The sequence below is a fragment of the Ruegeria atlantica genome (assembly GCF_013032455.1).
GTDB lineage: Bacteria > Pseudomonadota > Alphaproteobacteria > Rhodobacterales > Rhodobacteraceae > Ruegeria > Ruegeria atlantica_B.
Window position 1 is genome coordinate 102085 of record NZ_WQCF01000007.1, and the last position, 26587, is coordinate 128671.

The window sequence follows — 26587 nt, forward strand, 5'->3', positions numbered from 1 at the left end:
ACTTGTCCGAAAAGCACGGACGTGAATAAAATCAAACATTGTCCCCTTTTTCGACACAGTTTACGTTTAGCTAAAAACGATCTTCGTCGCAGCGACGTGACGAACTAACGAAAAAATTAAACGAGGGGACGCGAATGCGTGCAGTATTTGGACTTGTCCTGATAGTTGGGGTGGCTTTGGCCGGTGGCGCCGTCTACTTGGCGCGCGACTACATCTCACAGCACCAGGATCAACTCGCCCGAGAACGCCAGGCAACACAGGATGCGCTGGCTAATGTTCAATCAGTTCCGACTGTTGAAGTCATTGTTTCCAACCGGGCTCTAAAATACGGAGAGCCCCTGACCGCTGAGGACGTTCGGATTGTGAACTGGCCACAGGATGCAATTCCCGATGGCACGTTTGTAGGGATGGCAGATCTGTTCCCCGAAAACGTCATCGGAGATCGATTCGTCCTGAGAGCTATGGAAAAGGACGAAGCGATATTGGCGGTAAAGGTTACAAATCCTGGGGAACCGGCGGGCCTGATTTCACGTATCGAAAAAGGTAAACGCGCATTTGCATTCAGGGTTGATGTCGCCTCCGGTGTTTCCGGCTTTCTGCGGCCCGGCGACCATGTGGACGTCTACTGGACAGGATCGGTCAGCGGTAATTACGAAGGTGGCGGCGGTGAAATCACGCGCCTTATTCAAACCAGTGTCGAACTTATCGCTGTTGACCAGACGGCAGGATCTGACCTTACAGGTGCAACAATTGCGCGCACCGTAACCGTCGCAGCGACGCCCGAGCAAATCGCCGCTTTGGCGCAGGCTCAAAACACAGGGCGCATGTCGCTTGCCCTGGTTGGTGTGCAGGACGATACCGTGGCCAGCGCGATAGAAGTAAACCAGCAAAAACTGCTTGGCCTCAAAGAAGCGGCGCCCGCACCAGAAGTCGTTCAGAAGAAAGTCTGCACGGTCAATACGCGGCGCGGAGGGGAAATCGTTAAGACCGAGATTCCCTGCACAAACTGACGCCAAATCAGCGTCTTACCCAAACAAGCCGTGCCCAGTGCGCGGCTTGTTTCATTTTGCATGTTGCGCAATCCCCACATAAGGAAACTTCCGGAAACCATTGATTATTGCAATAAATTCGTAATTCGCGCAGGGTTATTTGGCATAAAGCATTGAAGCTAAAACGAGGCGTGATCGGAGAGGCAGGTCACATGACAATACGTTCTTGGATCAGCGCAACCCTGCTTGGGTTGGCGCTTGTAGTTAGTCCGCTCGGCCAAACGGCCTGGGCGGAAACTTTGCGCGTGGTGAAGAATGGCACAGCGGAAACGCTGGACGTTCCCATGAACCGCGCGATTGTAGTTGAAAGCGAAGAGCCATTTGCAGAACTCAGTATCGCAAACGCGGGCATCGCTGACATTTCGTCACTTTCGGACCGCACGATTTATGTGCTGGGTAAAGCACCAGGTACGACCACGCTGACGTTGTTTGACGGCGCTGGCAACTTGCTGGCCAACGTTCGCGTTCGCGTATCGCCGGATGTTTCCGAATTTAAAGAGCGTTTGCGGCAGATTCTGCCGACAGAGCCGATTGAAGTACGTACCGCCAATGACGGCATCGTGCTTTCGGGTACTGTCTCAAGCAGCGCGAGGCTAGCCCGGGCTCTGGAACTGGCCGAACGTTACGCGCCCGAGCGGGTTTCGAACCTGATGTCGGTTGGCGGTGTACAGCAAGTGATGCTGAAAGTCCGCTTTGCCGAAATGAACCGGTCGGTTGCCAAAAGCCTGACCGCTTCGCTGGGCTTTGGAGGCAGTGACGTTACCGGCGGCTTCAACACGCTGAACACTGCTGGCGCGCTTGCTAACGCTTTGAATAATAACATTCCTTTGCAGCAAACAAATACAGGTGCAATCCTGTTTGGGTTTGGTGCTGGCTCCACTCAGGTTCGTCTGCTGTTGGAGGCACTGGAAGCCAAAGGTCTTGCACGCAGCCTTGCAGAACCCAACCTGTCCGCTCTATCTGGCCAAGAAGCGGAATTCCTTGCAGGTGGCCAAGTTCCAATCCCGGTTCCTGCGGATGATGGTAACATCGCCATTGAATACCGGAATTTCGGTGTGCAGGTTCTGTTTACACCGCGTGTGGTGGACGGAGACCTTATCAATCTTGAGCTGGGTACATCCGTCTCTGCCATTGACCCTAACTCTAACTTCTCAATCGCGGGTAACAACGTGCCGACCTTTATCGCTCGGCAGACCAAAACGACAGTTGAACTGCGCGATGGAGAGAGCTTTGCAATCGCGGGCCTGATTCAGGACGACTTTGCTGATCTGAACAGCCAAATCCCTTGGATTGGGGATGTGCCGGTCCTGGGCGCATTGTTCCGCAGCGCGGAATACCAGCGCCAGCAAAGCGAACTGGTTATCATCGTCACTGCGCATCTCGTATCGCCGTCTCGCGGTGAGGCGCTTGCGTTGCCGACCGACCGGGTCAAACCGCCCAGCGAATTTGACCTGTTCGTAAACGGAAGAACTGCACGCACTGTGCGCGCGGGTTCCGGCGGAGCATCCGAAGTGGCCAAACAGGACTTTGGTAGCTCATACGGCTACGTTCTGGATTGATAGGAGGATTGGACCAATGCAGAAGTGGATCATAACACTGGGTCTTTCGCTCGCTGTCGCCGCGTGTACGCGAGAGGCCGGCTATGAAGTCGACCAAGGTGCCTTCGGGAATGCTACCCTAAACAACACTCAGGTCATGAATGGTGAACTGACCTATGCTCAGATTCTGGGTCAGCGTTTCGCGGCCGAAGTTCCGACGCAGATCAACTTTGCTTTCGATAGTGCAAAGCTGGATGCGGCGGCACAGCGGATTTTGTTGCGGCAAGCCGATTGGATCAAACAGTTCCCTGAGGCACGCTTCCGTGTATACGGACACACTGACGCCGTTGGATCTACGGGTTATAACCAGAGCTTGGGGCAACGGCGCGCCAACGCGGCTGTCAATTTCCTCACACAGCAGGGAATTTCCAGATCCAGACTTGAGGCTGTCGTATCCTTCGGTAAATCACGCCCACTGATCGACACCCCTGACAGGGACCGACGCAACCGCCGGACAGTAACAGAAGTTTCAGGATTTGTGGATCGTGCACCGCAATTGCTGGACGGTAAGTACGCGGAAGTGATCTATCGCGAATATGTTGAGAGCGCGACACGCGAGAGCTACATCGAGCGTGAAGACACCACCACTGGCGGTGAAGAATAATCCCTAGGAAATGGGCGGCATCGTCGCCCATTTCCCTACAATTGGTTCTTTTGCGCCCTAATGTTGCCTAAGTTCCAAGCCAATTTTTTTACAATTAGATGACCTACGGCCCAAATCGGCCGCAAACGGGGCAATAGCGAATCAGATTGAGTCGTTAGACTCATTTGGTTTGCCAGCTGTCACGACAAGGATTGTGTTAATGACGAGCACTACGCCACAAAACGAAAATGCCATCCTGGCCTGCACTGTAAGCCGCGATGTCCAGAATTTCGATCTGTTGATCGAAGATATGGAAGCGGTCCTGGGAGAGAACTGGGGCGATCTCGGGTTTGCCGAAGCTCTGACGTTTTTCAGCCAACCCGATGCAGATTCTCTGGAATTTGTCGCATTGGCGATTGATGGCGAAGATGAAGACGACCTGTCGCTGATGGGTGAGGTCATCACCCGCGCAAAGGAAAAGAACATTAAAGTTGTTCTGATTGCCGAAGATGTCACTCCGGCCTCCTTACATCAGCTACTGCGCAAAGGTGCGGATGAGTTTGTCCCCTACCCTCTGCCCGAAGGTGAACTTCAGGAAGCCATCAGTCGGATGAAGCAACCTGCCCCGGTTGCAGTACAACAGGCCGCTGCGCCCATGGCGCAGGGTGAAACCAAAGAAGGAGCCTTGTTTGTTGTGCACGGATTGGCTGGCGGTGTCGGTTCGACCACCTTGGCGGTCAATCTGGCTTGGGAACTGGCCACCGTGTCTGACAAAGATGCACCATCCGTTTGTCTTCTGGACCTTGATCTGCAATTCGGCACGGTCTCGACATATCTGGACCTGCCACGCCGAGAAACCGTCTTTGAAATGCTGTCGGATACATCCTCTATGGATGACGACGTATTCTCGCAAGCGCTACAAAGCTACGAGGACAAACTGCAAGTTTTGACCGCGCCGTCCGACATGGTGCCGTTGGACCTGATCACCCCCGAAGACATCGACCGTGTCATAGAAACAGCGCGGCGACACTTTGACTATGTCATTGTAGATATGCCATCGACGCTGGTTCAGTGGTCAGAAACTGTTCTTCAGACGGCCCATATTTATTTTGCCATTATTGAGCTGGATATGCGTTCGGCCCAGAATGCACTGCGCCTGAAGCGTGCTTTGCAGGCCGAGGAGCTGCCGTTCAACAAGTTGCGCTTTGCCCTGAACCGGGCACCGAAATTCACTGATTTGAATGGTAAGAGCCGAGTCAAACGGATGGGCGAAAGCTTAGGAATTTCCATTGATCTTCAGTTGCCCGACGGAGGTAAACCCGTCATGCAAAGCGGCGATCACGGACAGCCCTTGGCCAATGCAGCCAGCAAAAACCCGCTGCGCCGGGAAATCGCAAAACTTGCGAAATCCCTTCACAGCCTAGGCAACAGCGACGCCGAAGCCGCCTAATGGGAACCTAAGGGAGAGAGCCGCCGTGTTTTCTAGATACAAAAAACAATCCGCAGCACAGCCGGTTCAAGCCCCGGCTGCAAATCCGGTCCCTGTTGCCGAAAAGGCGCCTGCGGCCACAGCGGTTGCTCGGCGCCCATTGCAAAAAAAGGCGGCTGAGCCAGTCGGCTCTGACCGTGAACGCAAGCGCAAAGAGCGCCTGGGCGAAATCAAAATCGAATTGCATCGGGAGTTGCTGGAAAACCTGAACCTTGCGGCACTTGAAAATGCAGGCGAGGCAGAACTGCGCGCAGAGATCAGCGCAATCGCCACTGAGGTACTGGAAGCCCGAAATATCGTTCTGAACCGCGAGGATCGCTCGCAACTGAACAAAGAGCTTTACGATGAAGTCACCGGCCTGGGTCCTCTTGAAACCCTGCTGCGGGATGATTCAGTCAACGATATTCTGGTCAACGGTCCGCAACAGATCTTTGTGGAACGTGACGGTAAGCTAGAAATCAGCGATATTACCTTCAAAGACGAAAAGCACCTGATGCGGATCATCGACAAGATCGTATCCGCTGTGGGCCGCCGTGTCGACGAGTCTAACCCCTATGTTGACGCCCGTCTTGCCGATGGTTCGCGTTTCAATGCCATGGTTCCACCGATTGCAGTGGATGGCTCGTTGGTTTCCATTCGTAAGTTTAAGAAAGACAAGCTTGGCATCGACGATCTGGTCAATTTCGGTGCCTTTACCGAAGAAATGGCCGCTTTTCTTCAAGCTGCTGTGTCCACTCGTCTGAATATCATCGTTTCGGGCGGTACGGGTTCGGGTAAAACAACCACGTTGAACGCGCTGTCTAGCTTTATCGACGATGCTGAACGCATCCTGACAATCGAGGATACAGCGGAACTTCAGTTGCAACAGACCCATGTGGGCCGGATGGAGAGCCGCCCGCCCAACGTGGAAGGCAAAGGCGAGGTCAGCCCGCGCGACTGTCTGAAAAACGCCCTGCGTATGCGACCTGACCGCATCATCGTGGGTGAGACACGTGGCGCCGAGGTGATCGACATGCTGCAGGCCATGAACACGGGGCACGACGGGTCGATGACAACGATCCACGCCAACTCGGCCCGCGACGGGATTTCGCGTCTGGAAAACATGATCGCTATGGCCGGGATCGAGATGCCGATTAAAGCGGTTCGTAGCCAAATCTCGAGCGCTGTGAACCTGATTGTACAAGCCAGCCGTTTGCAGGATGGCTCGCGTAGAATGACCTCTATCACCGAGATTACCGGCATGGAAGGCGACGTGATTTCGATGCAAGAAATCTTTAAATTCCAACGTGTTGGACTGACACCAGAAAACAAAATCATCGGTCATTTCACCGCAACCGGCGTGCGCAGCCACTATTCTGAGCGCTTCCGCCTGTGGGGCTTTGACTTGCCCGCTTCGATCTATGACCCAACAACTATGTAGGAGATCTGAATATGCAACTGCCTGTTGAGGCGATCATATATGTCGTGATCTTCGCCGCGGTATTCGCTTTGGTCGAAGGTATCTACCTGGTGGCATTCGGCAAATCCATCAGCCTGAACAGCCGCGTGAATCGGCGTCTCGATATGCTGGACAAAGGCGCCGGCCGAGAACAAGTTCTGGAACAGCTGCGCAAAGAAATGCAGCAGCACATGAAATCCCAGAGCATTCCGCTCTATTCATTGCTGGCCGACAAGGCGCAAAAGGCGGCCATCGCCTTCTCTCCTCGACAGCTGATTATGGTCATGGTTTTGTTGTCGTGCTTTGCCTTTGTCGGGCTGAGCGTTGGCACCGCCACGGAAATGGTACTACGTGTGGCGCTCTCAGTTTTGATCGGAGTTGGCGGCGTTTACACTTGGGTGAACCGCAAGGCCAGTAAACGCATGAGCATGATGGAAGAGCAGCTTCCCGATGCGGTTGAGCTGATGGTCCGCTCTCTTCGTGTGGGTAACCCGTTCGTGTCTTCTGTTCAGATTGTCGCCAGTGAAGTGCAAGACCCTCTTGGCACCGAATTCGGGATCATTGCGGACGAATGCGCCTATGGGCGTGATGTAGGCGAAGCACTAACAGACCTGGCCCAGAGGCTGGATATGCAGGATCTTCGCTTTTTGGCTGTTGCTGTAGGCATCCAACAGCAATCAGGCGGTAACCTTGCCGAGATTCTGGCTGGCCTGGCGAAAGTCATCCGTGCTCGTTTCCGCCTGTTCCGCCGTGTCAAAGCAATTACCGCCGAAGCGCAATGGTCCGGCAAGTTTCTGTCTGGCTTTCCACTGTTTTGTCTGGTTTTCATTCTGGTAACGGATCCCGGATATTATGACGACGTGCTTGATCACCCCTACTTTATCCCGGCCTGTTTCTTTGTCGGCATCATGCTGACACTGAACCTGATCGTGATGCGCGTTCTTACCAACATCAAGGTCTGAGGTTACAAAATGGAATTTCTGAACCCAATCAACGACCTGATCAAACAGCAACTAGGCGAGTTCGGTCCGCTTATCGTCCTTGGCATTCTTGGACTATTCCTGATCCTGATTGCCGTTTCCTTGATGCTAAACCAGCCGGAAGATCCCCTGAAAAAGTTGCAGAGGTCGAACACAGCTCCCAAAGCCGACAAGAAGACCAAAAAGGACAAGCTGCGCACCGCCGGCAGAAACGAACAGCTCGAGAAGTTTGCCACCTTCCTTGAACCCAAGAACGAGGAAGAACTGTCGGCGATCCAGCTCAAGCTGCGGCAGGCCGGCTATCATTCGAAAGATGCCGTGCGGTTCTTTCACTTTGCGCAGTTTGCACTGGGTATCGTTGGCATCCTAATCGGCGTCATGCTGGTTACAGTACTGTCAGGCGACCAGGAGTTTACGTCATCGCAGATGGCCATTCGTGTTCTGATCCCGGTGGTCGTCGGGTACTTCCTGCCACGCTACTGGATTACACGGCGCGTTGATGAACGGCACGAAGCAATCACCTCTGGATTCCCCGATACGCTCGACCTTATGCTGGTCTGTGTTGAAGCCGGTCAATCTCTGGATCAGGCGATCGTTCGTGTGGCCAAGGAAATGAGGGCTTCTTACCCCGAGATCGCGCAAGAGTTCGAAATTGTCGCCTATGAGCTGAAAGCTGGTAAGGACAGGGATACAGTTTTGCGCGATTTCGGAACGCGCTGCGGCGTACAGGACGTGAGTGCATTTGTGACTGTTATGATCCAGTCAGCCACCTTCGGCACCTCGATCGCCGAGGCGTTGCGCGTCTACGCAGGCGAAATGCGCGACAAACGCGTTATGCGCGCCGAAGAGGCCGCGAACAAGTTGCCAACCAAGATGACACTTGCCACAATGATCCTGACGGTGCCCCCTTTGCTGGTCATTCTGGTCGGGCCTTCGGCAAAAGGAATCGCAGATTTTGCAAACCAAGGCGCTGGCTGACACGCTTAAACAATCCAGGCAACGGCGCATCCCATTTCGGATGCGCCTCTCTCTAAAGGCCGCCATAGTGATTGCTATGGTGGCTTCATGCACTGAAACAGGCTCCTTGGGCGATCTGGATCCACCCGGGATTGATCCAAATGGTGAAAGCGTGGACGAAATCACCGTCGGAAACCGCCTTATGTCATCTGGTGAGTATGATCTGGCGCTGGACGCATTTGCGCGCGCGGCGTTGGATCAGGGGATGACAACACAAATCCTGACGTCCATGGGTACGGCCAATCTGGGGCTTGGGCGTTTGGGGCAAGCCGAAACACTGCTGCGCCGAGCGGTTCAGGACAACCCTGACTGGCCCGTCCCCTGGAACAACCTTGGTGTCGTGCTGGTCGAACAGGGCGAGTATCCCGAAGCAGCGCAAGTTTTCAAACGCGCCTATGCGCTGGACAATGGCGAAAGTGACGCAATCCGGGACAATCTGCGCTTAGCACTCGCAAAAATGGAAAATCCTGTTAATACTACGGCAGAAGAACAAGAATTTACGCTGGAGCAGCAAGGCGACGGTCAATTCAAGCTGCGCAAGCTCCCGTAACACAGGCAAGAGCAGTAAGGGACGCAAAAATGCGCCAACATTTCTTGATTGCGCCATTGGTCATGTGTGGGCTGGTATTATCGGCCTGCGAAAAAGAAACCGAAGAAGAAAAAGTCGAACGCACCTATCAGGAGGTCAATGTCATTGACGAGACCAACCTGAACGAGGTGTTGTTGACCGCTGCTGACCCAAATGAAGCGGTCACCTATTTTCAAGGCGCAGCCGCCAAGAATCCCGGACGCATAGATTTGCAGCGTGGGTTGGCGATTTCACTGACCCGGGCCAAGCGAACGACCGAAGCCGTCACCGCTTGGAAGAAGGTGACAACGATGAAGGGGGCTTCGAATATCGACAAGGTCGAATATGCCGATGCCCTCGTGCGCGCGGGAAACTGGGGACAAGCCCGTTCCGTATTGAACTCCATTCCGCCGACATATGAAACTTTCAAACGCTATCGGCTTGAAGCTGTGGTTGCCGACTCCACGAAGGATTGGAAGCGGGCTGACCATTTCTATGAAACTGCAGTTGGGCTGACGACGCGTCCGGGCGGCGTAATGAACAACTGGGGTTATTCCAAACTGACCCGAGGTCAGTACTCCGAGGCTGAACGCCTGTTTACCGAAGCAATCCGTCAGGACCAGACCCTCTTCACAGCTAAAAACAATCTGGTTCTGGCCCGTGCAGCTCAGGGGAATTACAGCATGCCAGTTGTGCCCATGTCACAGATTGAACGCGCTATGTTGTTGAACACAATGGGAATATCCGCTGTTAAACAAGGTAATGTCACGACAGCAAAAAACCTGTTCCGCGAAGCCATCGCCACTCATCCACAGCATTATGACGAGGCTGTCCGTTCTCTTCGCGCTCTTGATGGTGCCTGATTGATGGACATTCCCGCGCAAGCCGCGCTTTGGTTCATACCGTTTGTCTTGCCTATCTGCTTTTACGTCGCGTTCACAGACCTGCGCGACATGCTGATCAAGAATCACGCGGTTGTCGCCCTGACGTTTGTTTTTCTCTTGGTCGGCTTATTCGTATTGCCCCCGTGGTCGACTGACTGGACGGCTGCGAACATCGGACCATTGTCGCTCTCGTTGCCACCCTATGTCTGGCATGTAATTCATATCGTGGTCATTCTGATCTTTGGTATCCTGCTTAACGCGGCTGGCGTAATGGGTGCCGGAGACGCCAAATTTTTGGCAGCTGCCTCTCCCTTCGTGTGGGTAGGCGATGTCAAGCTGATCATGTTCATTCTGGCGGCCACCACGCTTGCTGCTTATGTCACGCACCGGTTGGTCAAAAGAACTCCGTTGCGCAACATAGCGCCAGATTGGGAAAGTTGGAGTAGAACCAAACACTTCCCGATGGGTTTCCCGCTAGGCGGAACCTTGGCGATCTATTTGATCTTAGGCACTGTTTACGGTTCGTAAACTATCACTAACCCGCCTTGTCCCCGCCTTGGTACTGCCACAAAAGCTCGCCAAATTTTTGTCAGTGCCCCCTTGGGGCTATTGGCGTGAATACTGGATAAACGGGCGACGCTCATGAATATGCAGACCACCTCGGTTATGGCCCCCCCTGCCCCCAAGGGTTTGGGTGAAATGAAACTGCCCATCGTCATGATGCGCGACATCATGCTGAAAACGATCTTTCGCAAAAATGTGGATACCGTTTCCGAGATCGCTCAAGCGATTTGCCTGCCAGGTTCCGTCACACAGGAACTGATCGACATGGCCCGCGAGCAAAAGTTGCTTGAGGCCACAGGCACGTTGAATGCCAACAGCGGCAACGAGATGGGTTATCAGCTGACCGATGCCGGCAAGGCTCGCGCGCTGGACGCGCTGAGCCAGTCGGAATATTTTGGGGCCATGCCCGTGCCGTTGGATGTTTACCGCGAACAGGTAAAACGTCAGTCGATCCGCAACATTCAGGTGACCCGCGATCAGCTGGTTGGTGCAATGGGACATCTAGTTCTGCCTGACAGTCTTCTGGATCATCTGGGTCCTGCGGTCAGCGCCGGTCGTTCGATCCTGATGTATGGCCCTCCGGGCAACGGTAAATCCTCGATCTCGAACGGGATCAGGGATGCTTTGGGTGACAATGTCTATGTGCCATTTGCCATCGAGTATGCGGGTCAGGTGATCACAGTCTACGATCCGATCGTGCACACCGCGATCGAGCAGGAACCTGATGATCCCAACAGCCTGCGTCGCCGTAAACGGTTCGATTCGCGTTATGTCCAATGCGAACGCCCTACTGTTGTAACGGGCGGTGAACTGTCGCTCAGCATGCTGGATCTGGTTTATAACCCCACTGCGCGGACCTATCAGGCGCCATTGCAGTTGAAATCGACTGGCGGCATCTTCATCGTGGACGACCTTGGCCGTCAGCAGGAACCGCCGCAGGCCCTGATCAACCGCTGGATTGTTCCACTGGAAGAAAGCAAGGATATCCTTGGCCTGCAATCGGGGGAAAAGTTCGAAGTCCCCTTCGACACGCTGGTCATCTTCTCGACCAACTTCCACCCGAATGAAATCTTTGACCAAGCGGCCCTGCGCCGGATCTTCTTCAAGATCAAGATCGACGGACCGAACCAAGAGAATTTCCTGAAAATCTTTGCCATGGTCGCCCGTAAACGCGGCATGCCTCTGGACGAAGAAGCACTGGTGCATCTGTTGAAGGTCAAATACCCCACCATCAACAACATCTACGCGAACTATCAGCCCATCTTCCTGATCGACCAGATGATATCGATCTGCGAATTCGAAGGTATCCCCTACCAGATGAGCCCGGATTTGATCGACCGCGCATGGTCCAACATGTTCGTTAAGGACGAGAAAATCGTCAAATAACGCCGTGCCAATTTCCTGACGGGACGGGTAACCTGCGTTCATGACGCAGATTCCCGCTCGGATCACAGATTGGTTTGCCGCCAAGGGTTGGTCCGTCCACCCACATCAGCAGGACATGTTCGACCGGGCCGAAGACCCGGCCACGTTGCTGATTGCCCCTACGGGCGGCGGCAAGACCATGGCCGGGTTTCTACCCACCTTGGCGGACTTGGCCCAAAGGGATCACGCGGGCCTGCATACGATCTATGTATCGCCGCTTAAAGCTCTGGCCGCTGATATTCGTCGAAACCTTCGGGGCCCCGCAGATGAGATCGGCCTGCCGATCCGGATCGAGGACCGCACCGGCGATACCTCAGCCACTCAAAAGAAACGTCAACGGGTGGACCCTCCGCACATTCTGCTGACCACACCGGAAAGCCTCGCCCTGCTGACATCCTATGAGGACGCGCCGCGTATGTTTGCAGGTGTCCAAAGGGTAATCGTCGACGAAATTCACGCTTTGGCGGAAAGCAAACGCGGGGACCAACTGACGCTGGCCCTGGCAAGGTTACAGTCCCTTCGTCCCGATCTACGCCGGGTCGGCTTGTCTGCCACTGTCGAGGACCCTCAGGCAATCGCAGGCTTTCTGGCCCGGCATCCCGACCCCTGCCATATTATCCTGGCCGATCCCGGCCCCGATCCTGATATTCGAATGCTGGAGACAAAAGAACCGCCCCCTTGGTCGGGCGGTGGTGCCGCCTATTCGGTCCCGGCAGTTATGGAGCAGATCAAACAGCACAAGACCACACTGATTTTTCACAACACCCGTGCGCAGGCCGAGATTTTCTTTCACAACCTCTGGCTGGCAAATGAAGACGGCCTGCCGATCGGCATCCACCACGGCAGTCTGGACAGGCAGCAACGCGAACGGGTCGAAGCAGCAATGGTGCGAGGGGAGCTGCGTGCAATCGTCTGCACCGGCAGTTTGGATCTGGGCATCGATTGGGGCGATGTCGATTTAGTCATCCAGATTGGCGCACCTAAAAACGTCAAACGGCTGGTGCAGCGCATCGGGCGGGCCAATCACCGCTACAACGCGCCCTCCAAAGCCCTGCTGGTGCCCGCAAACCGGTTTGAGGTGGTCGAGTGTGTCGCGGCGCTTGAGGCCGCTAAAGCGCATGATTTGGATGGTGAGCCACGCGGTGCCGGTCCACGCGATGTCCTTTGCCAACACATCCTGATCGCTGCGGCGGCGGGCCCGTTCAAAGCGGATACACTGTTCGCAGAAACGACGACGGCCGGTCCCTATTTCCAACTGACCCGTACCGAATTCGACGCCTGTTTAGATTTCTGCGCAACGGGAGGCTATGCCCTGCGTGCCTATGACCGCTGGCAGCGACTGCAACAGCGTCCTGATGGCCGTTGGCAGCTACGCGACCCACGTGCAGCGCAGCGTATCCGCATGAACCTCGGCACCATTCAGGATACAGACACACTGAAGGTGCGCTTGAAACGCAATCGCGGTGGCAAACCGCTGGGCGAAGTAGAAGAGGCCTTTGCGGCATCGCTCACCCAAGGTGACACGTTTCTGATCGGCGGTCAGATCGTGCGCTATGAGGGGCTGCGCGAAATGGTGGTCGAGGTCAGCCGGCGCGCTGATCGAAAACCCAAGGTGGCCGTATTCTCAGGTACAAAATTCGCTACATCGACGCAGCTGAGCGATCGCATCCTGAGAATGTTCGCCCAATCCGATTGGCCACAACTACCGGCGCACACAGCCGACTGGCTGGCCCTTCAGCGCGATATATCCCGCCTGCCCCAACGCGACCGCCTACTGATCGAGAGCTTTCCCAACGACGGGCGCGAGAATCTGTGCGTCTATGGATTTGCCGGTCGCAACGCGCAGCAGACACTAGGCTTGCTCCTGACCAAACGAATGGAGGAAACCGGGCTGGCTCCGCTGGGATTTGTGGCAACCGATTATGCAACGCTGATCTGGGGGTTGGACGCGGTGACGGACCCGCGCCCGCTGTTCCAACTGGACGCCCTGCGCGACGGGCTTGAGACGTGGCTGTCGGGAAACGCGGTAATGAAGCGAACCTTTCGCGCCTCGGCCACGATTGCGGGGCTGATCGAACGCAACACCGGAGGGCAGCGCAAAAGCGGGCGTCAGGCAACGTTTTCTTCGGATATCCTTTACGACACGTTGCTGAAATACGACCCCGATCACCTGCTGATGCAGATCACCCGCGAAGAAGCGATGCGCGGGCTGGTGGATTTTGGTCGGATCGAGGCCATGATAGCCCGCATCGGTGATCGGATTGACCTGTTGCGTTTGGACCGGGTTTCCCCCCTCGCTGCGCCGCTATTTCTTGAAGTTGGGAAGGTCCCGGTCAAAGGCGCGGCCGAAGAACGCCTACTGGCCGAAGAAAGCGCCCGACTGTTGCAGGCCGCAGGGCTGGAACCCGGTTGATGCCGCTTGCGTCACCCATCAAAACGCGCGAAGAACGGATCATGAACGAAGTGACGTTTTCATTTGTAGGGCAAACCTTGCATGCGTTGGGTTCTGGGGCATTGTGGTGGCCAGATCAAAACCTGCTCTGCGTGTCTGACCTGCATCTGGGTAAGTCCGAGCGTATCGCGCGACGGGGCGGCCCAACCCTGCCCCCTTATGACAGTAAAGAAACCCTGACCCGTCTGAGCGCTGATATTGCCAGAACCAACCCCAGCACTGTGATCTGCCTTGGCGACAGTTTTGACGATCTTGATGCCTCGATGGCGATAAACGCGGCGGAAAAGCGTGATATCACCGCCTTGCAAGCAGGGCGGCGGTGGATCTGGATCGAAGGCAACCATGACCCTGGCCCTATTGAATTGGGGGGTACGCACCTGTTCGAATGCACGATCGGTTCTCTGACATTTCGGCATATCGCGCAGGCGGAGGCACCGGCTGAAATCTCGGGCCACTATCACCCTAAGGCTCGTCTCAAGACACGCGGCCGTTCGATTACCCGGCCAGCATTCCTGGTGGACCAGGCACGGATGATCCTTCCGGCCTATGGCACTTATACCGGCGGGATGCGCAGTTCGGATCAGATACTTTGCAAGCTTATGGACGACCGCGCCCTTGCGATTCTGACAGGCCCCGCGCCGCAGGTCATCCCAATGCCAAGGTGAAGGGCCTTAAAGCAAGCCGTCCTGTTCCAACATGGGTTTGTATTTTCGGCTGACTGGAACCAGATCGTTGTTCTTCAGTCGCACAAAAGTTTTCCCGGCCTGCCTCTCTGCACCGACGATAGCATCGTCCGCAACCCAGTGGGATCGGTGCGTACAATGGCCGGGAACAGGTTCCATTTCGGCTATCGCATCTGTGAATCGTGACCGGATGGTAAACGTTCCTTCTGACGTCACTACGTCTACAGAATGGTCCCGTACGGTCAGTCGAAAAATCTGACCAGAAAATGAATCAGGCAGACGTTTGACCAGACGTGGAAGCGGGCGCACCGTGCTTTCCTGCTGCGGCTCAGCCTGGCTATAGCCGCGGGCCAGCACCAGCCCAGTGGCGAAAAGCGCGCCGTAAGGTGTTACCGACAAGATGCCCGGAGCTTGATGCCCCCCAACAGTGATCAACAGATAGGACATGAGCCAAAGAGGCGGGACAAACAGTGCTAGGATCACCGCAACCAATGCCATGTCGCGCCAGGAAAACCGAGTATCGGCTAAAAACCTCTGCGCCAAGCCTCTGACCACCCATGCCGTGCTCAGTGCCAGCGTCATCACCCCGACCCAGAAAACAAGACGCTGAACATAGGATAGATATAGATCGGGGAAGGGTTGAAAAGCACATGCCAGTAATGGCGGGAATGCAAGCCCTGCAATCGCTCGACGCAGGGTCAGTGCGGGCAGGATTGAACTTGGTAAGACGATCATACTCACTCAACGAAAGGTCGGCACTGCCCAGCCTCACTAAGCGCGACCCAAAACAAAACTTCGTAACTGGCTGGAATTATGTGTTTATCACCGATAGCCAGATACTTCAAACCCCGTCAATTCAAACTTGGTGCGATCTGAACAAGAAAGGCCGAAGAGTGCATCCACTCTTCGGCCCCGACTATCAGAAGTGCTGTGTATTGATTAGGCCGTCAGGCCTTCGGGCTCTGGCAGGCCATTTGCTCGGCAGCAGGCGGTCAGCGTGTTTGCCAGCAGGCAGGCGATGGTCATCGGACCGACGCCACCCGGAACCGGAGTGATGGCGCCTGCGCGCTCAGCGGCGCTGGCATAATCGACGTCACCGACCAACTTGTTTTTGCCGTCACGCTCGATGCGGTTAATGCCCACGTCGATCACGGTGGCGCCTTCCTTGATCCAGTCGCCCGGCACCATTTCGGGGCGGCCAACGGCGGCGACAACGATGTCAGCGCGGCGGACGACGTCCGGCAGGTTCTTGGTGCGCGAATGTGCGATGGTCACGGTGCAGCTGTCACCCAGCAGAAGTTGTGCCATCGGCTTGCCCACGATGTTCGAGCGGCCGATCACAACCGCATCCATACCCGACAGCGAGCCATGGTAGTCGCGCAGCATCATCAGACAGCCCAGCGGGGTGCAGGGCACCATCGACTTCTGCCCGGTACCCAGCAGGCCCACATTCGAGATGTGGAAACCATCAACGTCCTTGGCCGGATCGATCGAATTGATCACCAGATCTTCGTTCAGATGCTTGGGCAACGGCAGCTGCACCAGAATTCCGTGCACGGCCGGGTCGTTGTTCAGCTTGTCGATCAGCGCCAGAAGGTCCTCTTCCGAGGTCTCAGCATCCAGCTTGTGCTCGTACGAGTTCATGCCGACCTCGACGGTCATCTTGCCTTTCGAGCGGACATAAACCTGACTAGCCGGGTCTTCGCCGACCAGAACCACCGCAAGGCCGGGGGTGATTCCGTTCTCTTCTTTCAGTTTCGCAACCTGATCGGCCACCTGGGCGCGAACCTTGGCTGCAAAGGCCTTACCGTCGATAACCTGCGCTACCATCCTTTGATCCCTTCATTCAAAAAACGGATCGGGCGCATACAGCGCCCGGGTCTTCAGTCGGGGCCGAGCACGCGTTCTTCGCGGGCAATCGACCAATCAATCAGTATACGCCAGAGCTTCTCAGCAAGATCGGGGTCCATGCCCAACTCGTCAGAGCTCTTGCGCACGCGTTGCACCACGTCTTCGACACGATCCGGAATGCGGGCTGGCAGGCCCTCGCCGGGCTTCAGCTCTGACGCGCGGTCGATGTAACTTGCGCGCGTTACCAACAATTCAATCAGTTGGCGGTCCAGCTTGTCGATCTGAGGCCGCAATTGCTGCATCGAGTGACAGTCTTGCGGCGGTATCAGAGTGGGCATTTTATTCTCCTCACGGCCCGGGGAATTCCCCGGACCACGAGATGTATCATTCGGGCGCTTAGAACAAGCCCTCGATCTCACCTGCGTCATTGAGGCAGATGGATTCCGCAGCCGGTTTGCGGGGCAGACCGGGCATGGTCATGATCTCACCGCAGACAACCACAATGAAACCAGCGCCAGCCGACAGGCGAACCTCACGCACCGGAACTGAGTGGCCAGTGGGTGCACCGCGCAGTGACGGGTCGGTCGAGAACGAATACTGGGTTTTCGCCATGCAGACAGGCAGGTTGCCATATCCTGCGGCTTCCCACTCGCGCAGCTGGCTGCGAATCTTGTTGTCGGCCAGAACTTCGTCAGCGCGGTAGATGCGCTTGGCGATGGTTTCGATCTTCTCGAACAGCGGCATGTCATCAGGGTAGATCGGCGCGAAGTTTGCCGAACCACCTTCAACGATTTCGACAACTTTTTCGGCCAGCGGAGCAGAGCCTTCCGAGCCCAGCTCCCAGTGGCGCGACAGAACCGCCTCGACACCATGGTTGGAGCAGTAGTCTTTGACCGCCTGAACTTCGGCGTCGGTATCGGTGACAAAGTGGTTGATGGCGACAACGACCGGCACACCGAAGGATTTCACGTTTTCGATGTGGCGGCCCAGGTTGGCGCAACCAGATTGAACCGCGTCGACGTTTTCCGCGCCCAGATCGGCCTTGGCAACGCCGCCGTTCATCTTCATTGCGCGCACGGTGGCGACCAGAACAACAGCCGACGGAGCAATGCCCGCCTTGCGGCACTTGATGTTCATGAACTTCTCGGCACCCAGGTCAGCACCAAAGCCCGCTTCAGTAACGACATAGTCAGCCACTTTCAGAGCGGTCTTGGTGGCGATGACCGAGTTACAGCCGTGTGCGATGTTGGCGAAAGGACCGCCGTGGACGAATGCCGGGTTGTTTTCCAGCGTCTGCACCAAGTTCGGCTGCATTGCGTCCTTTAACAGTACGGTCATTGCGCCTTCGGCCTTGATGTCGCGGCAATAGACCGGGGTCTTGTCGCGGCGATAGGCAACGATGATGTCGCCCAGACGCTTTTCCAGATCCTTCAGGTCATTGGCAAGGCACAGGATCGCCATGACCTCGGACGCGACGGTGATGTCAAAGCCGGTTTCACGCGGGAAGCCGTTCGACACACCACCCAGCGAGGCGGTGATCTGACGCAGCGCACGGTCATTCATGTCGACAACGCGACGCCAGGCGACACGACGGGTGTCGATCTCGGCTTCGTTGCCCCAGTAAATGTGGTTGTCAATCATCGCCGACAGCAGCGAGTGTGCCGAGGTGATGGCATGGAAGTCGCCGGTGAAGTGCAGGTTCATCTCTTCCATCGGAACAACCTGCGCGTAACCGCCACCTGCAGCGCCGCCCTTCATACCGAAGTTCGGGCCAAGCGAGGCTTCGCGGATACAGATCATCGCGTTTTTACCGATGCGGTTCAGACCGTCACCCAGACCAACGGTGGTGGTGGTCTTACCTTCACCCGCCGGGGTCGGGTTGATCGCGGTGACGAGGATCAGCTTACCGTCTTCGCGGTCCTGAACCGAGTTGATGAAGTCCTGGCTGACTTTTGCCTTATCATGGCCGTAAGGCAGCAGGTCTGCGGACTCGATGCCGATCTTGGCGCCGATTTCCTGAATCGGTTTCTTGTTCGCTTCGCGAGCGATTTCGATGTCGGATTTGTAGCTCATTGGCCAGGGTCCTTGATTGAATACCGTGCAAAACCGACGCGGTGCGTCGGCGCTGTGTAACCCATACCGTTGTGTACAATGTCGATGGCTATAGATTCCGACATATTCAGGCCGCGAAACGGCGTTGGGACAAATCCACCGTTTCTAATTGGAAACGGGTTGACCCAATGGTGCCCAATTCCGCTGATCCGGCACAAACAGCGTCATGGTATCACCAATCTTCAGTTCGCCGGGTCGTTCTACCCATGCGGTGACACCGCGCCGCCCCTGAGCCGCCGGTTTGAACGCCGCACCGTGCCCTGGCAGATCGGACTCGATTTCGCGCCCCGGAATCACGCAGGGGCGGTTTTCCATATCAACCGTGATGGTAACGCCCCCCGCAACTTGCAGCCGCGAAGATGGTGGGATGTGGGTAAAATCCGGAATACCGCGCAGTACGATGCTGGCCCCTAAAAAGGACGGGTCCAGTCGATCCAGCCCCATTTGTTGCGCTGTTGCGTCAATCTCTTCGGCGGACAAAACTGACAATTGCCGGACATTACGGATCTCAGTGCCCTGCGGGTACAGATTATTCACCCGCACGCACGAGGCGCGGGTCTCGCCCTCGTGCCGGGCGCCGCGATCGCCAAAGAACCCAAGATCGAGAGCTTCTACAGCGTTCGCGCGAATGGATTTACCCGCGGGAACATGACCCAGCCAGACAACCTTACCCTTGTACTCGGTCTCACGCATGACGGGCATAATCGCTCCCCTTCAACATAGTTCCGCTGTCGCAATAGAAGACAGCTAGCCCCGATTGAAAAGGCGAAAAAAGACCCGGGACAATGCCCGGGTCTGTTGTTCTTATGCCGAAGGCTCGGGCTCCATCCCGCCGTCGGGCGGAGACTTCTTGACCTTGGTTTTCGGAATCGCTGTCACGCTGGGCGCACTGCCCTCATCAGGTTTGTCGCCTTCATCATCGCCTTCGTTCGGCGATTCACCGTTCATGACGCGCTTGATCTCGTCCCCGGTCAGGGTTTCGTATTCCAGCAAGCCCTGCGCCAGACGCTCCCATTCCTCGTTTTTCTCGGTCAGGATGCTGTGCGCACGCTCATAGCCTTGTTGGATCAGGCGCTTTACCTCTTCTTCGATCAGCTCTTTGGTATGGGCCGATACCGAGAAACCAGCCGTGTTGCCCGAATAGCCCTCGTGCGCCTCGGCATAGTCGATGTTACCGACCTTATCCGACATACCCCAGCGCATCACCATGGCGCGCGCCAACTGGCTGGCCTGCATAATGTCACCGGCCGGGCCGTTCGAAACATGGTCCTCACCGTATTTGATGACCTCGGCGGCCTTACCGGCCATGGTCATGGCCAGTTTCTGCTCACACTCATCGCGGTGATAGTTCAACTGGTCCATCTCAGGCAGGCTGACAACCATACCCAGCGCACCACCGCGCGGAATGATTGTTGCTTTGTAGACCGGGTCACAAAGGGGCAGTGTCATACCAACCACCGCATGACCGGATTCGTGATACGCCGTCTTTTCCTTTTGATCCTGCGTCAGCACCATCGAGCGGCGCTCGGCACCCATCATCACCTTGTCCTTGGCATTCTCGAAGTCTTCCATGGTGACAAAGCGACGGCCCACACGCGCGGCCATTAGCGCGGCCTCGTTCACGAGGTTTGCCAAATCCGCACCGGAGAAGCCCGGCGTACCGCGCGCAATGATACGCAGATCGACATCGGGGCCCAGAGGTGTCTTGCGAGCATGCACGCCCAGAATCTTCTCACGGCCTTTGATGTCGGGGTTGCCGACGGTCACGTTCCGGTCAAAACGACCCGGACGCAGCAGAGCCGGGTCCAGAACGTCTTTACGGTTGGTAGCCGCCAGAATGATCACGCCTTCATTGGCTTCGAACCCGTCCATCTCGACCAGCAGCTGGTTGAGCGTCTGTTCGCGTTCGTCATTACCGCCGCCATAACCGGCACCACGATGGCGACCCACGGCGTCGATCTCGTCGATGAACACGATACAGGGCGCGTTCTTCTTGGCCTGTTCGAACATGTCACGCACACGGCTTGCGCCGACACCCACGAACATCTCAACAAAGTCTGAACCCGAGATGGTGAAGAACGGCACGCCTGCTTCACCCGCAATCGCACGGGCCAGCAGCGTCTTACCAGTACCCGGAGGGCCAACCAGCAGAGCACCCTTCGGAATCTTGCCACCCAAACGGCTGAATTTCTGCGGGTTACGCAGGAATTCGACGATTTCTTCCAACTCTTCCTTGGCTTCATCGATGCCCGCAACGTCATCAAAGGTCACGCGGCCATGCTTTTCGGTCAGCATCTTGGCCTTGGATTTGCCAAAGCCCATGGCTCCGCCTTTGCCGCCGCCCTGCATACGGTTCATGAAATAGATCCACACACCGATCAGCAGCAGAAATGGCAGCAGCGTCAGAATGAAGGACTGGAAACCAGATTGCTGCTGTTTCACCGCCTGAACGGGGATGTTCTCATCTATCAGCAATTTGGTGACTTCGGCGTCACCGGGTTTGATTGTGACATAGTTTGCGCCGCTTTGAGTGGAATAGCGAATCTGCTCACCATCCAGCGTCACACTCTTGACCTCGCCGCCTTCTACGGCGCTGACAAAGTCGGAATAGGTTCTTTCATTGCTCTGAAGCGTTCCGCCTTGCCCGCTGAAGAAATTGAACAGTGCAAGGATCAGCAGAAACAGAACGACCCAGAAGGCGATGTTACGAGCGTTGCCCAAGGAATATCTCCCAAAAGATTTCGGCAAATGAGGGTCTGCCGGGTTGCTCTATAAAATAGAGATGATTCAAGCAGGTTCAATGCGATAAAAGCGAAGAGTAGAACTCGGGCCAATGCGGAGCAAACTTGGCCCTCCATCCGTTCGAATAGTCAACCAACGGTGCCGCAATCAGGCTTTCACCTTTCCAAACTGCAGGAGAAGACAAAAGCGCCTGACGCGGTTTGCCCAAAGCACGCCAGTTTTGCACCTCTGGCAAACCGGCCTCTCCCAATGCGCGCACCTCGACACCCGAAGCTTCGGGGCCCGACAGGACCCAGCGGTTATCCCAAACCTCGGTTGGTGCCGCAGTTCGTGTCGTCACCGCGTTTAGCTCCCTGCAAAACCACGTTTTATCGCCCTGCGGGATCACTAGACAGCCCGACAGAGTCATGGTTTGGCCTTCCCCCACGGCAGCCACCATCTGATCCACAGCCGCACTGCGTGGCGGATACCCATTTCCGGCAATCCATGCGATGATTCCAATAATAAGCCGCCTTTGAATCTCGGACGGGAGCAGTTCAAAACCACTACGGTCGATACAGACATCCCCGCCATCCACCACCGCAACCTTGCGCGCGGATTCCTGCGTATAGCGGTCCAATGCCTCACGCGCTTGTGCAAGATTTTCAGCCACACGAGCCAAAGATTGTGCCGAAATGCCAAGAGGTGCCAACCCAGACAGCGCTTCTCGGGCCTTGATCCGATCGAATTTGCTGTCGTGATTCGATGGGTCTTCGATCCAGTCCACATTGCCTGCCGACAGAAAACCCCGCAGAGATTTACGGGTGATCCCCAGCATCGGACGCAGCAAAGTGATCCCGTCACGCTCGCGCATGTAAGGCATACCCGACAGGCCGGTCACGCCTGCAGTTCGGCCAAGCCGCATCAGAACTGTTTCGGCCTGATCGTCCGCCGTATGGCCCAGCGCGATCGCCGTCATCTCGTTGCGCTTTGCCCAATCCGTCAACAACCTATACCGCGCCTGACGAGCCTGATCCTGCAAGTTTCCGGCACCATCCCAGCCCCGCCAAATGAGCGTTTCATGTGGGATTCCCAAAATAGCCGCCTGTTCGGCGACCCATGCAGCCTCGGCTTCGGCTTCAGGGCGCAAGCCGTGATTCACCGTTGCACTGAATAGGGCAACTTGCTCGGACTGCGCGATGTCCTGCAACAAGTGCATCAACGCCACCGAATCTCCGCCCCCGGACACGGCAACCCCTAATCGTTGCGGCAACCGTTCAGGTAACCGCGCACGGATTTCTCTTCGCAGAGTTTCACACTGATCGGTCAAGAACAGCCCAACGACGCCATTTCTTGTGTGGCGGCGGATACAACGGTCGAGGACGGGAAACGCACGCCAACCTCGGACAATGTAATACAGGCCTGATCGGTTTGGCCCAAGCGACCTAAAGCAGCGCCCAGTTCAAACAGAGCTTCTGGGGCAAATGCGCCTTCGGAATCACCCGTAAAGCTGGCCAGAAATGCCCGAGCAGCCTCTCGCGTGTCGCCCAGACCTTCCAGAGCTTGCCCGCGTTTCAGGTGGGCCTCGGGCGCCAGTGGGCTGCCGGGGTACGACGAATCAAATTGTGCGAACTGATCCGCAGCCACCTGAAAATTCCCCTCGGCCAAAGCTTGCGAAGCGGTATCGAAATCGGCGCGTTCACCAATCGCCAGCTCCCCCTGCTCCGAGACGTTCGGCGTGGTTGGGGTCGCAGGTGCGGCAGCCGTAATTTCGGTATTGCCGCCCAAAGTCGACGTCTCGCCCAGCGTACTCAGATCGCCACCTTCCAGTTCGACCAGTCGGAATTCCAAATCCCCGATCCGGTTGGTGCCGTCTGTCACGACATTCTGCACGCGCTGGTTCAGCTGTTCAGTCTGACGCGTCAAGCGCTGCAATTCGGCCTCAATCGCATCCACACGCTCCAGAATAGAGCTGCCAGACAGGTTCGGGGCCGGAGAACCGGTTGTCGAAAACTCACGCTTGAGGCGCTGAATTTCCACATGCAGAACCGTCAGCTCCTGCCGGATATCCGCCAGAGTCTGCTGATCCTGTGCTTGTGCCATACCGGCGGTCGAAATCACTGCGGCCAGAACCCATCCTGCAATTCTCATCGTCTTACCCCAAGGTTGAACCGGTCAGCACCGTCACCGCGCGACGGTTTTTGGAATAGCAATCCTCGGTGCTGCAAATCTCGATCGGGCGTTCTTTACCATAGCTTACGGTCGTCAGACGGTTGCCCGCCACGCCGCGCGAAATCAGGTATTCGCGGGCCGCATTTGCCCGGCGCGCACCCAGAGCGAGGTTGTATTCACGTGTGCCCTGCTCATCCGCGTGACCTTCGATGGTGGCCACGTAATCCGGGTTAGCCAGCAGCCAATCGGCCTGTCCTTGCAGGACTGTCTGTGCTTGCGGTGTCAGGGTCGACTGATCCACCGAAAACAGCACCCTGTCGCCAATGGTTTGCTGGAAATATGCTGGCGAGCGCGGGTCACTGGGCGAGCCCAGAGCTATGGATCCGTTCGCCCCGTTGCCAAAACCGCCGCCAAGCGCCGACGGATCGTTATTAGTACAGGCGGCGATGACACTTAGCGCGCCCAAAGCGATGACTTTGCTCAATACGTTCATTTCAGGTGCCTCGTTGTTTTATCGATTTATTGCCGCCTCTCTATCACAGTGCAGGATTTTTGTGAACTTTTCCAAGCCCCTGCCCCGATCAATTCTGCAATGGTCCCCAAGAAGGATCGCTTCCGCCATCCGGAGTGCGCACCGGGCGCAAGTTCCGACCCGAGATATCCACCGAATACAGCGTAGCCCGCCCGCTTGCACCCTGCGTTTCGCGGGTAAACATGATGACCCGGCCATTGGGTGACCAAGTCGGCCCTTCATCCAGGAAAGATGAGGTCAGCAGCCGTTCCTCGCTGCCATCAACGCGCATGACGCCGATATGGAACCGTCCTTTGTTTTGCTTGGTGAACGCAACCAGATCGCCACGCGGCGACCAGACCGGAGTGCCATAGCGACCTTGGCCGAAGCTGATACGGGTCGCCTCTCCACCGTTGGCAGGCATGATATACAGTTGCGGCGTACCCGAGCGGTCGCTTTCAAAAACGATTTGCGAGCCGTCCGGCGAATAACTGGGGGCTGTTTCAATCGCGGGGGTGTTGGTCAGGCGTACGCTCTGACCCGAGGCCAGATCCATCTTCCAAAGATCGGTATTACCGCCCTGAATCAACGAGTACACGATCGAACGGCCATCCGGTGAGAAGCGCGGCGAAAAGCTCATCGTGCCGCCTTGTGTGTTCAACTCAGTCCGTTTGACGCGATCAATATCCAGAACATAAATACGCGGCTGACCACTTTCGTAACTGGTATAAAGCAACCGGTCACCCGTCGATGAAAAGCGCGGTGCCAGAACGATGGCCGAACTGTCGGTCAGGTACTGCACGTTGGCACCGTCGTAATCCATAATCGCCAAACGTTTCTGACGCTGATCCTTGGGGCCGCTTTCCGATACAAACGCGACGCGGCTGTCGAAATATGCACCCTCACCCGTGATCCGGCTATAGACCTGATCAGCCACCTTATGCGCCATGCGCCGCCAACCATCGGTCGTACCCGCAAATTGCAGACCATTGCCCAGTTCCTGGCCTGAGAACACATCCCACACCCTGAACCGCACAGTCAGGCGGTTGCCCGAGACGTTGACGGCCCCGGTTACCAGCGCATCGGCATTGATGGCTTTCCAGTCTGCGAATTGTATCGGAGCATCGAAACTACTGACCCGACTGATGAACGCGTCCGAAGAAATTTCGCGGAACAGGCCGGTTCCGGTCAGATCCGCCGCTACAACACGAGAGATGTCATTTGCGTATTGTGCTGCCGCCGCTCCGTCAGGCACGAAATTCGGCACCGCAAAGGGCAAGGGCTCGATGATCCCCTGATCCAGTTCCAGACGCAGCGGTCCGCTCTGGGCGTATACCGGCGCTGCCATGATCGTCAGGCCAAGCAACAGACTGGTCAGAAATCTCATCATTTGATCCGCATCCTCTCGGGATTGAATGTAATCTCAATATCCTGCCACTGATCGTATTTGTCAGCAGGCAGGTCATATCCTTTGGCCCCACAGCGCAAAATTGCCCGTCGTGCAGCCTCATACGCTTGTTTTGCAGACGCAGCCGTGCCGCCAGAGCTGTCAATCATGCGTAAACTGCCCCCGACCACCTTGCCGTCAGGGCTCAGCGAAAAGCCCACGACAACGACCGTTTGCAGCGCATCCGTGGACAGGGAGCCGACGTTCCAGCACTGCGAAACCGCCAGACGCATCGCGTCTTTTTCGCCGCTGGTCAGCGGAGGACCAGAGGGTTCGCTTCCCTGCCCCAATGCTTCGGCCAACGCATCGTCAATGGAAGTATCCGCAGGCGCAGGTTCCGACGGGGTGGGCTCGTCAGCTTCGGCAACCTCGGGCTGCGCTGGGGGCGCCGGACGGTTTGGGCGCACCCGTGGCCGCGGAGAGGTTCGCGGGGCATTCTCCTTGGTCTCTTCGGCCTCGGTCACGATCTCGTCCGTGGCCTCTTCTGGTGCGGTCTGGTCCTGCTGCTCCTGTTGGGTCTCGGCACCTTCATCCAGAGACACTGCTGGTGTCTCAATATCATCCGGTTGCGCCTCTGGCGGTGGCGGGGCTACGGGCTCGGGCGCAACCTTGTCAGCCGCGCGCGGTTGCGCCTCGGGGCCTGGTGGCACGGGCAATATCTCGGTCACCGGTTCCGGTTGATCCAGGATTGGTGGCTCCTCGACCACTTCCGGTTCGGGGGGGGGCTCGATCGGTTCCGGTACGGGATCGGGTTCGGGTTCCGGCGGCGCAGCAACTTCGGGAGGGGTCAGTTCTTCATCTACTGTCTCGGGCGGGGCCACCTGTTCTTCAGGCGTTTCAGGCGGTTGCAACGCGGTGGGGGTCAGCACCTCGGGCGCATCGCGCTGTGCGGTCATTGCGGCAAACTGCTCAACCGAAACCACCGACACCTCCTGTACTGCCATAGGCAAGGGTTCCGACCGGAATGTACCGCCGAAAAAAGCCCATCCGATCAAAGTGACATGGGCAATCGCCGAGATCTTGGTGCCGGTATCCACCGCGCG

Annotated in this window: 24 protein-coding genes; 13 read left to right on the plus strand and 11 right to left on the minus strand. The window is 56.5% G+C overall.

Annotated elements, in window-relative coordinates; translation table 11 throughout:
- Nucleotides 1–134 precede the first annotated feature (134 nt).
- The 13 genes from cpaB (at nt 135) to pdeM (ending at nt 14712) form a co-directional block, all read left to right on the plus strand.
- Nucleotides 135–1010 (plus strand): Flp pilus assembly protein CpaB, encoded by an 876-nt coding sequence (cpaB, locus tag GOW93_RS13375; RefSeq protein ID WP_170384994.1) that lies wholly within the window; start codon nt 135–137, stop codon nt 1008–1010.
- 191 nt (nt 1011–1201) lie between these two features.
- Complete coding sequence (locus GOW93_RS13380) at nt 1202–2608, plus strand: type II and III secretion system protein family protein (RefSeq protein WP_170384997.1); 1407 nt, start codon at nt 1202–1204, stop codon at nt 2606–2608.
- A 16-nt stretch (nt 2609–2624) separates the two neighbouring features.
- A complete protein-coding gene (locus GOW93_RS13385) occupies nt 2625–3251 on the plus strand; it encodes an OmpA family protein (protein WP_170385000.1) in 627 nt (208 codons plus the stop codon).
- A gap of 199 nt (nt 3252–3450) precedes the next feature.
- Entirely contained in the window at nt 3451–4680 is a 1230-nt protein-coding gene (locus tag GOW93_RS13390; RefSeq protein ID WP_170385003.1) for an AAA family ATPase, read from the plus strand.
- Nucleotides 4681–4705: 25 nt separating this feature from the next.
- Nucleotides 4706–6139: a CpaF family protein gene (locus GOW93_RS13395; protein ID WP_170385006.1), complete on the plus strand. Its 1434-nt coding sequence runs from the start codon at nt 4706–4708 to the stop codon at nt 6137–6139.
- 11 nt (nt 6140–6150) lie between these two features.
- Nucleotides 6151–7119: a type II secretion system F family protein gene (locus GOW93_RS13400; RefSeq protein ID WP_170385009.1), complete on the plus strand. Its 969-nt coding sequence runs from the start codon at nt 6151–6153 to the stop codon at nt 7117–7119.
- Nucleotides 7120–7128: 9 nt separating this feature from the next.
- Nucleotides 7129–8115 carry a type II secretion system F family protein gene (locus tag GOW93_RS13405; protein ID WP_170385012.1) on the plus strand — a complete coding sequence of 329 codons (987 nt, stop codon included), beginning with the start codon at nt 7129–7131 and terminating at the stop codon, nt 8113–8115.
- A 40-nt stretch (nt 8116–8155) separates the two neighbouring features.
- On the plus strand, nt 8156–8704 hold the full coding sequence (locus GOW93_RS13410) for a tetratricopeptide repeat protein (RefSeq protein ID WP_170385015.1): 549 nt from the start codon (nt 8156–8158) through the stop codon (nt 8702–8704).
- Nucleotides 8705–8733: 29 nt separating this feature from the next.
- Nucleotides 8734–9585: a tetratricopeptide repeat protein gene (locus GOW93_RS13415; protein ID WP_170385018.1), complete on the plus strand. Its 852-nt coding sequence runs from the start codon at nt 8734–8736 to the stop codon at nt 9583–9585.
- Nucleotides 9586–9588: 3 nt separating this feature from the next.
- On the plus strand, nt 9589–10134 hold the full coding sequence (locus GOW93_RS13420) for a prepilin peptidase (RefSeq protein ID WP_170385021.1): 546 nt from the start codon (nt 9589–9591) through the stop codon (nt 10132–10134).
- Nucleotides 10135–10248: 114 nt separating this feature from the next.
- The gene (locus GOW93_RS13425; RefSeq protein WP_170385025.1) at nt 10249–11556 is read left to right on the plus strand and encodes an ATPase; all 1308 of its coding nucleotides are present in this window, start codon (nt 10249–10251) and stop codon (nt 11554–11556) included.
- Between the two features lie 40 nt (nt 11557–11596).
- Nucleotides 11597–14008, plus strand: a complete 2412-nt coding sequence (locus GOW93_RS13430) for a ligase-associated DNA damage response DEXH box helicase (protein ID WP_170385028.1) — start codon at nt 11597–11599, stop codon at nt 14006–14008.
- A gap of 41 nt (nt 14009–14049) precedes the next feature.
- Complete coding sequence (pdeM, locus tag GOW93_RS13435; RefSeq protein WP_170385423.1) at nt 14050–14712, plus strand: ligase-associated DNA damage response endonuclease PdeM; 663 nt, start codon at nt 14050–14052, stop codon at nt 14710–14712.
- Between the two features lie 6 nt (nt 14713–14718).
- Here the strand turns inward: pdeM and GOW93_RS13440 are convergent, their stop codons facing one another.
- The 11 genes from GOW93_RS13440 to GOW93_RS13490 all read right to left on the minus strand — a co-directional run bounded on the left by GOW93_RS13440 (nt 14719) and on the right by GOW93_RS13490 (nt 26581).
- A complete protein-coding gene (locus tag GOW93_RS13440; RefSeq protein WP_170385031.1) occupies nt 14719–15465 on the minus strand; it encodes a LytTR family DNA-binding domain-containing protein in 747 nt (248 codons plus the stop codon).
- A 204-nt stretch (nt 15466–15669) separates the two neighbouring features.
- Nucleotides 15670–16560 carry a bifunctional methylenetetrahydrofolate dehydrogenase/methenyltetrahydrofolate cyclohydrolase FolD gene (gene folD / locus GOW93_RS13445; RefSeq protein ID WP_170385033.1) on the minus strand — a complete coding sequence of 297 codons (891 nt, stop codon included), beginning with the start codon at nt 16558–16560 and terminating at the stop codon, nt 15670–15672.
- A gap of 53 nt (nt 16561–16613) precedes the next feature.
- Nucleotides 16614–16919, minus strand: coding sequence for a chorismate mutase (locus GOW93_RS13450; protein WP_170385036.1), 306 nt, complete (start codon nt 16917–16919; stop codon nt 16614–16616).
- Nucleotides 16920–16977: 58 nt separating this feature from the next.
- Nucleotides 16978–18654, minus strand: a complete 1677-nt coding sequence (locus tag GOW93_RS13455; RefSeq protein WP_170385039.1) for a formate--tetrahydrofolate ligase — start codon at nt 18652–18654, stop codon at nt 16978–16980.
- A 144-nt stretch (nt 18655–18798) separates the two neighbouring features.
- The gene (locus GOW93_RS13460; RefSeq protein ID WP_170385042.1) at nt 18799–19395 is read right to left on the minus strand and encodes an MOSC domain-containing protein; all 597 of its coding nucleotides are present in this window, start codon (nt 19393–19395) and stop codon (nt 18799–18801) included.
- Nucleotides 19396–19497: 102 nt separating this feature from the next.
- Nucleotides 19498–21414, minus strand: a complete 1917-nt coding sequence (gene ftsH / locus GOW93_RS13465; RefSeq protein ID WP_170385045.1) for an ATP-dependent zinc metalloprotease FtsH — start codon at nt 21412–21414, stop codon at nt 19498–19500.
- Between the two features lie 76 nt (nt 21415–21490).
- Nucleotides 21491–22744, minus strand: a complete 1254-nt coding sequence (tilS, locus tag GOW93_RS13470) for a tRNA lysidine(34) synthetase TilS (RefSeq protein ID WP_170385048.1) — start codon at nt 22742–22744, stop codon at nt 21491–21493.
- Nucleotides 22741–23565 (minus strand): tol-pal system protein YbgF, encoded by an 825-nt coding sequence (gene ybgF, locus GOW93_RS13475; protein WP_170385051.1) that lies wholly within the window; start codon nt 23563–23565, stop codon nt 22741–22743. Before ybgF ends, tilS begins: the two co-directional genes overlap by 4 nt.
- Before the next feature lie 4 nt (nt 23566–23569).
- On the minus strand, nt 23570–24079 hold the full coding sequence (pal, locus tag GOW93_RS13480) for a peptidoglycan-associated lipoprotein Pal (RefSeq protein ID WP_170385054.1): 510 nt from the start codon (nt 24077–24079) through the stop codon (nt 23570–23572).
- Between the two features lie 88 nt (nt 24080–24167).
- Complete coding sequence (gene tolB, locus GOW93_RS13485) at nt 24168–25487, minus strand: Tol-Pal system beta propeller repeat protein TolB (RefSeq protein ID WP_170385057.1); 1320 nt, start codon at nt 25485–25487, stop codon at nt 24168–24170.
- Nucleotides 25484–26581 carry an energy transducer TonB gene (locus GOW93_RS13490; protein ID WP_170385060.1) on the minus strand — a complete coding sequence of 366 codons (1098 nt, stop codon included), beginning with the start codon at nt 26579–26581 and terminating at the stop codon, nt 25484–25486. The genes tolB and GOW93_RS13490 overlap by 4 nt, the downstream gene beginning before the upstream one ends.
- Between the last annotated feature and the right edge of the window lie 6 nt (nt 26582–26587).

What these genes read in the sequence shown, in the direction of transcription:
- cpaB (WP_170384994.1), top strand. Translation starts at nt 135, where the DNA reads ATGCGTGCAGTATTTGGACTTGTCCTGATAGTTGGGGTGGCTTTGGCC.
- GOW93_RS13380 (WP_170384997.1), top strand. Translation starts at nt 1,202, where the DNA reads ATGACAATACGTTCTTGGATCAGCGCAACCCTGCTTGGGTTGGCGCTT.
- GOW93_RS13385 (WP_170385000.1), top strand. Translation starts at nt 2,625, where the DNA reads ATGCAGAAGTGGATCATAACACTGGGTCTTTCGCTCGCTGTCGCCGCG.
- GOW93_RS13390 (WP_170385003.1), top strand. Translation starts at nt 3,451, where the DNA reads ATGACGAGCACTACGCCACAAAACGAAAATGCCATCCTGGCCTGCACT.
- GOW93_RS13400 (WP_170385009.1), top strand. Translation starts at nt 6,151, where the DNA reads ATGCAACTGCCTGTTGAGGCGATCATATATGTCGTGATCTTCGCCGCG.
- GOW93_RS13405 (WP_170385012.1), top strand. Translation starts at nt 7,129, where the DNA reads ATGGAATTTCTGAACCCAATCAACGACCTGATCAAACAGCAACTAGGC.
- GOW93_RS13410 (WP_170385015.1), top strand. Translation starts at nt 8,156, where the DNA reads ATGCGCCTCTCTCTAAAGGCCGCCATAGTGATTGCTATGGTGGCTTCA.
- GOW93_RS13415 (WP_170385018.1), top strand. Translation starts at nt 8,734, where the DNA reads ATGCGCCAACATTTCTTGATTGCGCCATTGGTCATGTGTGGGCTGGTA.
- GOW93_RS13420 (WP_170385021.1), top strand. Translation starts at nt 9,589, where the DNA reads ATGGACATTCCCGCGCAAGCCGCGCTTTGGTTCATACCGTTTGTCTTG.
- GOW93_RS13425 (WP_170385025.1), top strand. Translation starts at nt 10,249, where the DNA reads ATGAATATGCAGACCACCTCGGTTATGGCCCCCCCTGCCCCCAAGGGT.
- GOW93_RS13430 (WP_170385028.1), top strand. Translation starts at nt 11,597, where the DNA reads ATGACGCAGATTCCCGCTCGGATCACAGATTGGTTTGCCGCCAAGGGT.
- pdeM (WP_170385423.1), top strand. Translation starts at nt 14,050, where the DNA reads ATGAACGAAGTGACGTTTTCATTTGTAGGGCAAACCTTGCATGCGTTG.
- GOW93_RS13440 (WP_170385031.1), bottom strand. Translation starts at nt 15,465, where the DNA reads ATGATCGTCTTACCAAGTTCAATCCTGCCCGCACTGACCCTGCGTCGA.
- folD (WP_170385033.1), bottom strand. Translation starts at nt 16,560, where the DNA reads ATGGTAGCGCAGGTTATCGACGGTAAGGCCTTTGCAGCCAAGGTTCGC.
- GOW93_RS13450 (WP_170385036.1), bottom strand. Translation starts at nt 16,919, where the DNA reads ATGCCCACTCTGATACCGCCGCAAGACTGTCACTCGATGCAGCAATTG.
- GOW93_RS13455 (WP_170385039.1), bottom strand. Translation starts at nt 18,654, where the DNA reads ATGAGCTACAAATCCGACATCGAAATCGCTCGCGAAGCGAACAAGAAA.
- GOW93_RS13460 (WP_170385042.1), bottom strand. Translation starts at nt 19,395, where the DNA reads ATGCCCGTCATGCGTGAGACCGAGTACAAGGGTAAGGTTGTCTGGCTG.
- ybgF (WP_170385051.1), bottom strand. Translation starts at nt 23,565, where the DNA reads ATGAGAATTGCAGGATGGGTTCTGGCCGCAGTGATTTCGACCGCCGGT.
- pal (WP_170385054.1), bottom strand. Translation starts at nt 24,079, where the DNA reads ATGAACGTATTGAGCAAAGTCATCGCTTTGGGCGCGCTAAGTGTCATC.
- tolB (WP_170385057.1), bottom strand. Translation starts at nt 25,487, where the DNA reads ATGATGAGATTTCTGACCAGTCTGTTGCTTGGCCTGACGATCATGGCA.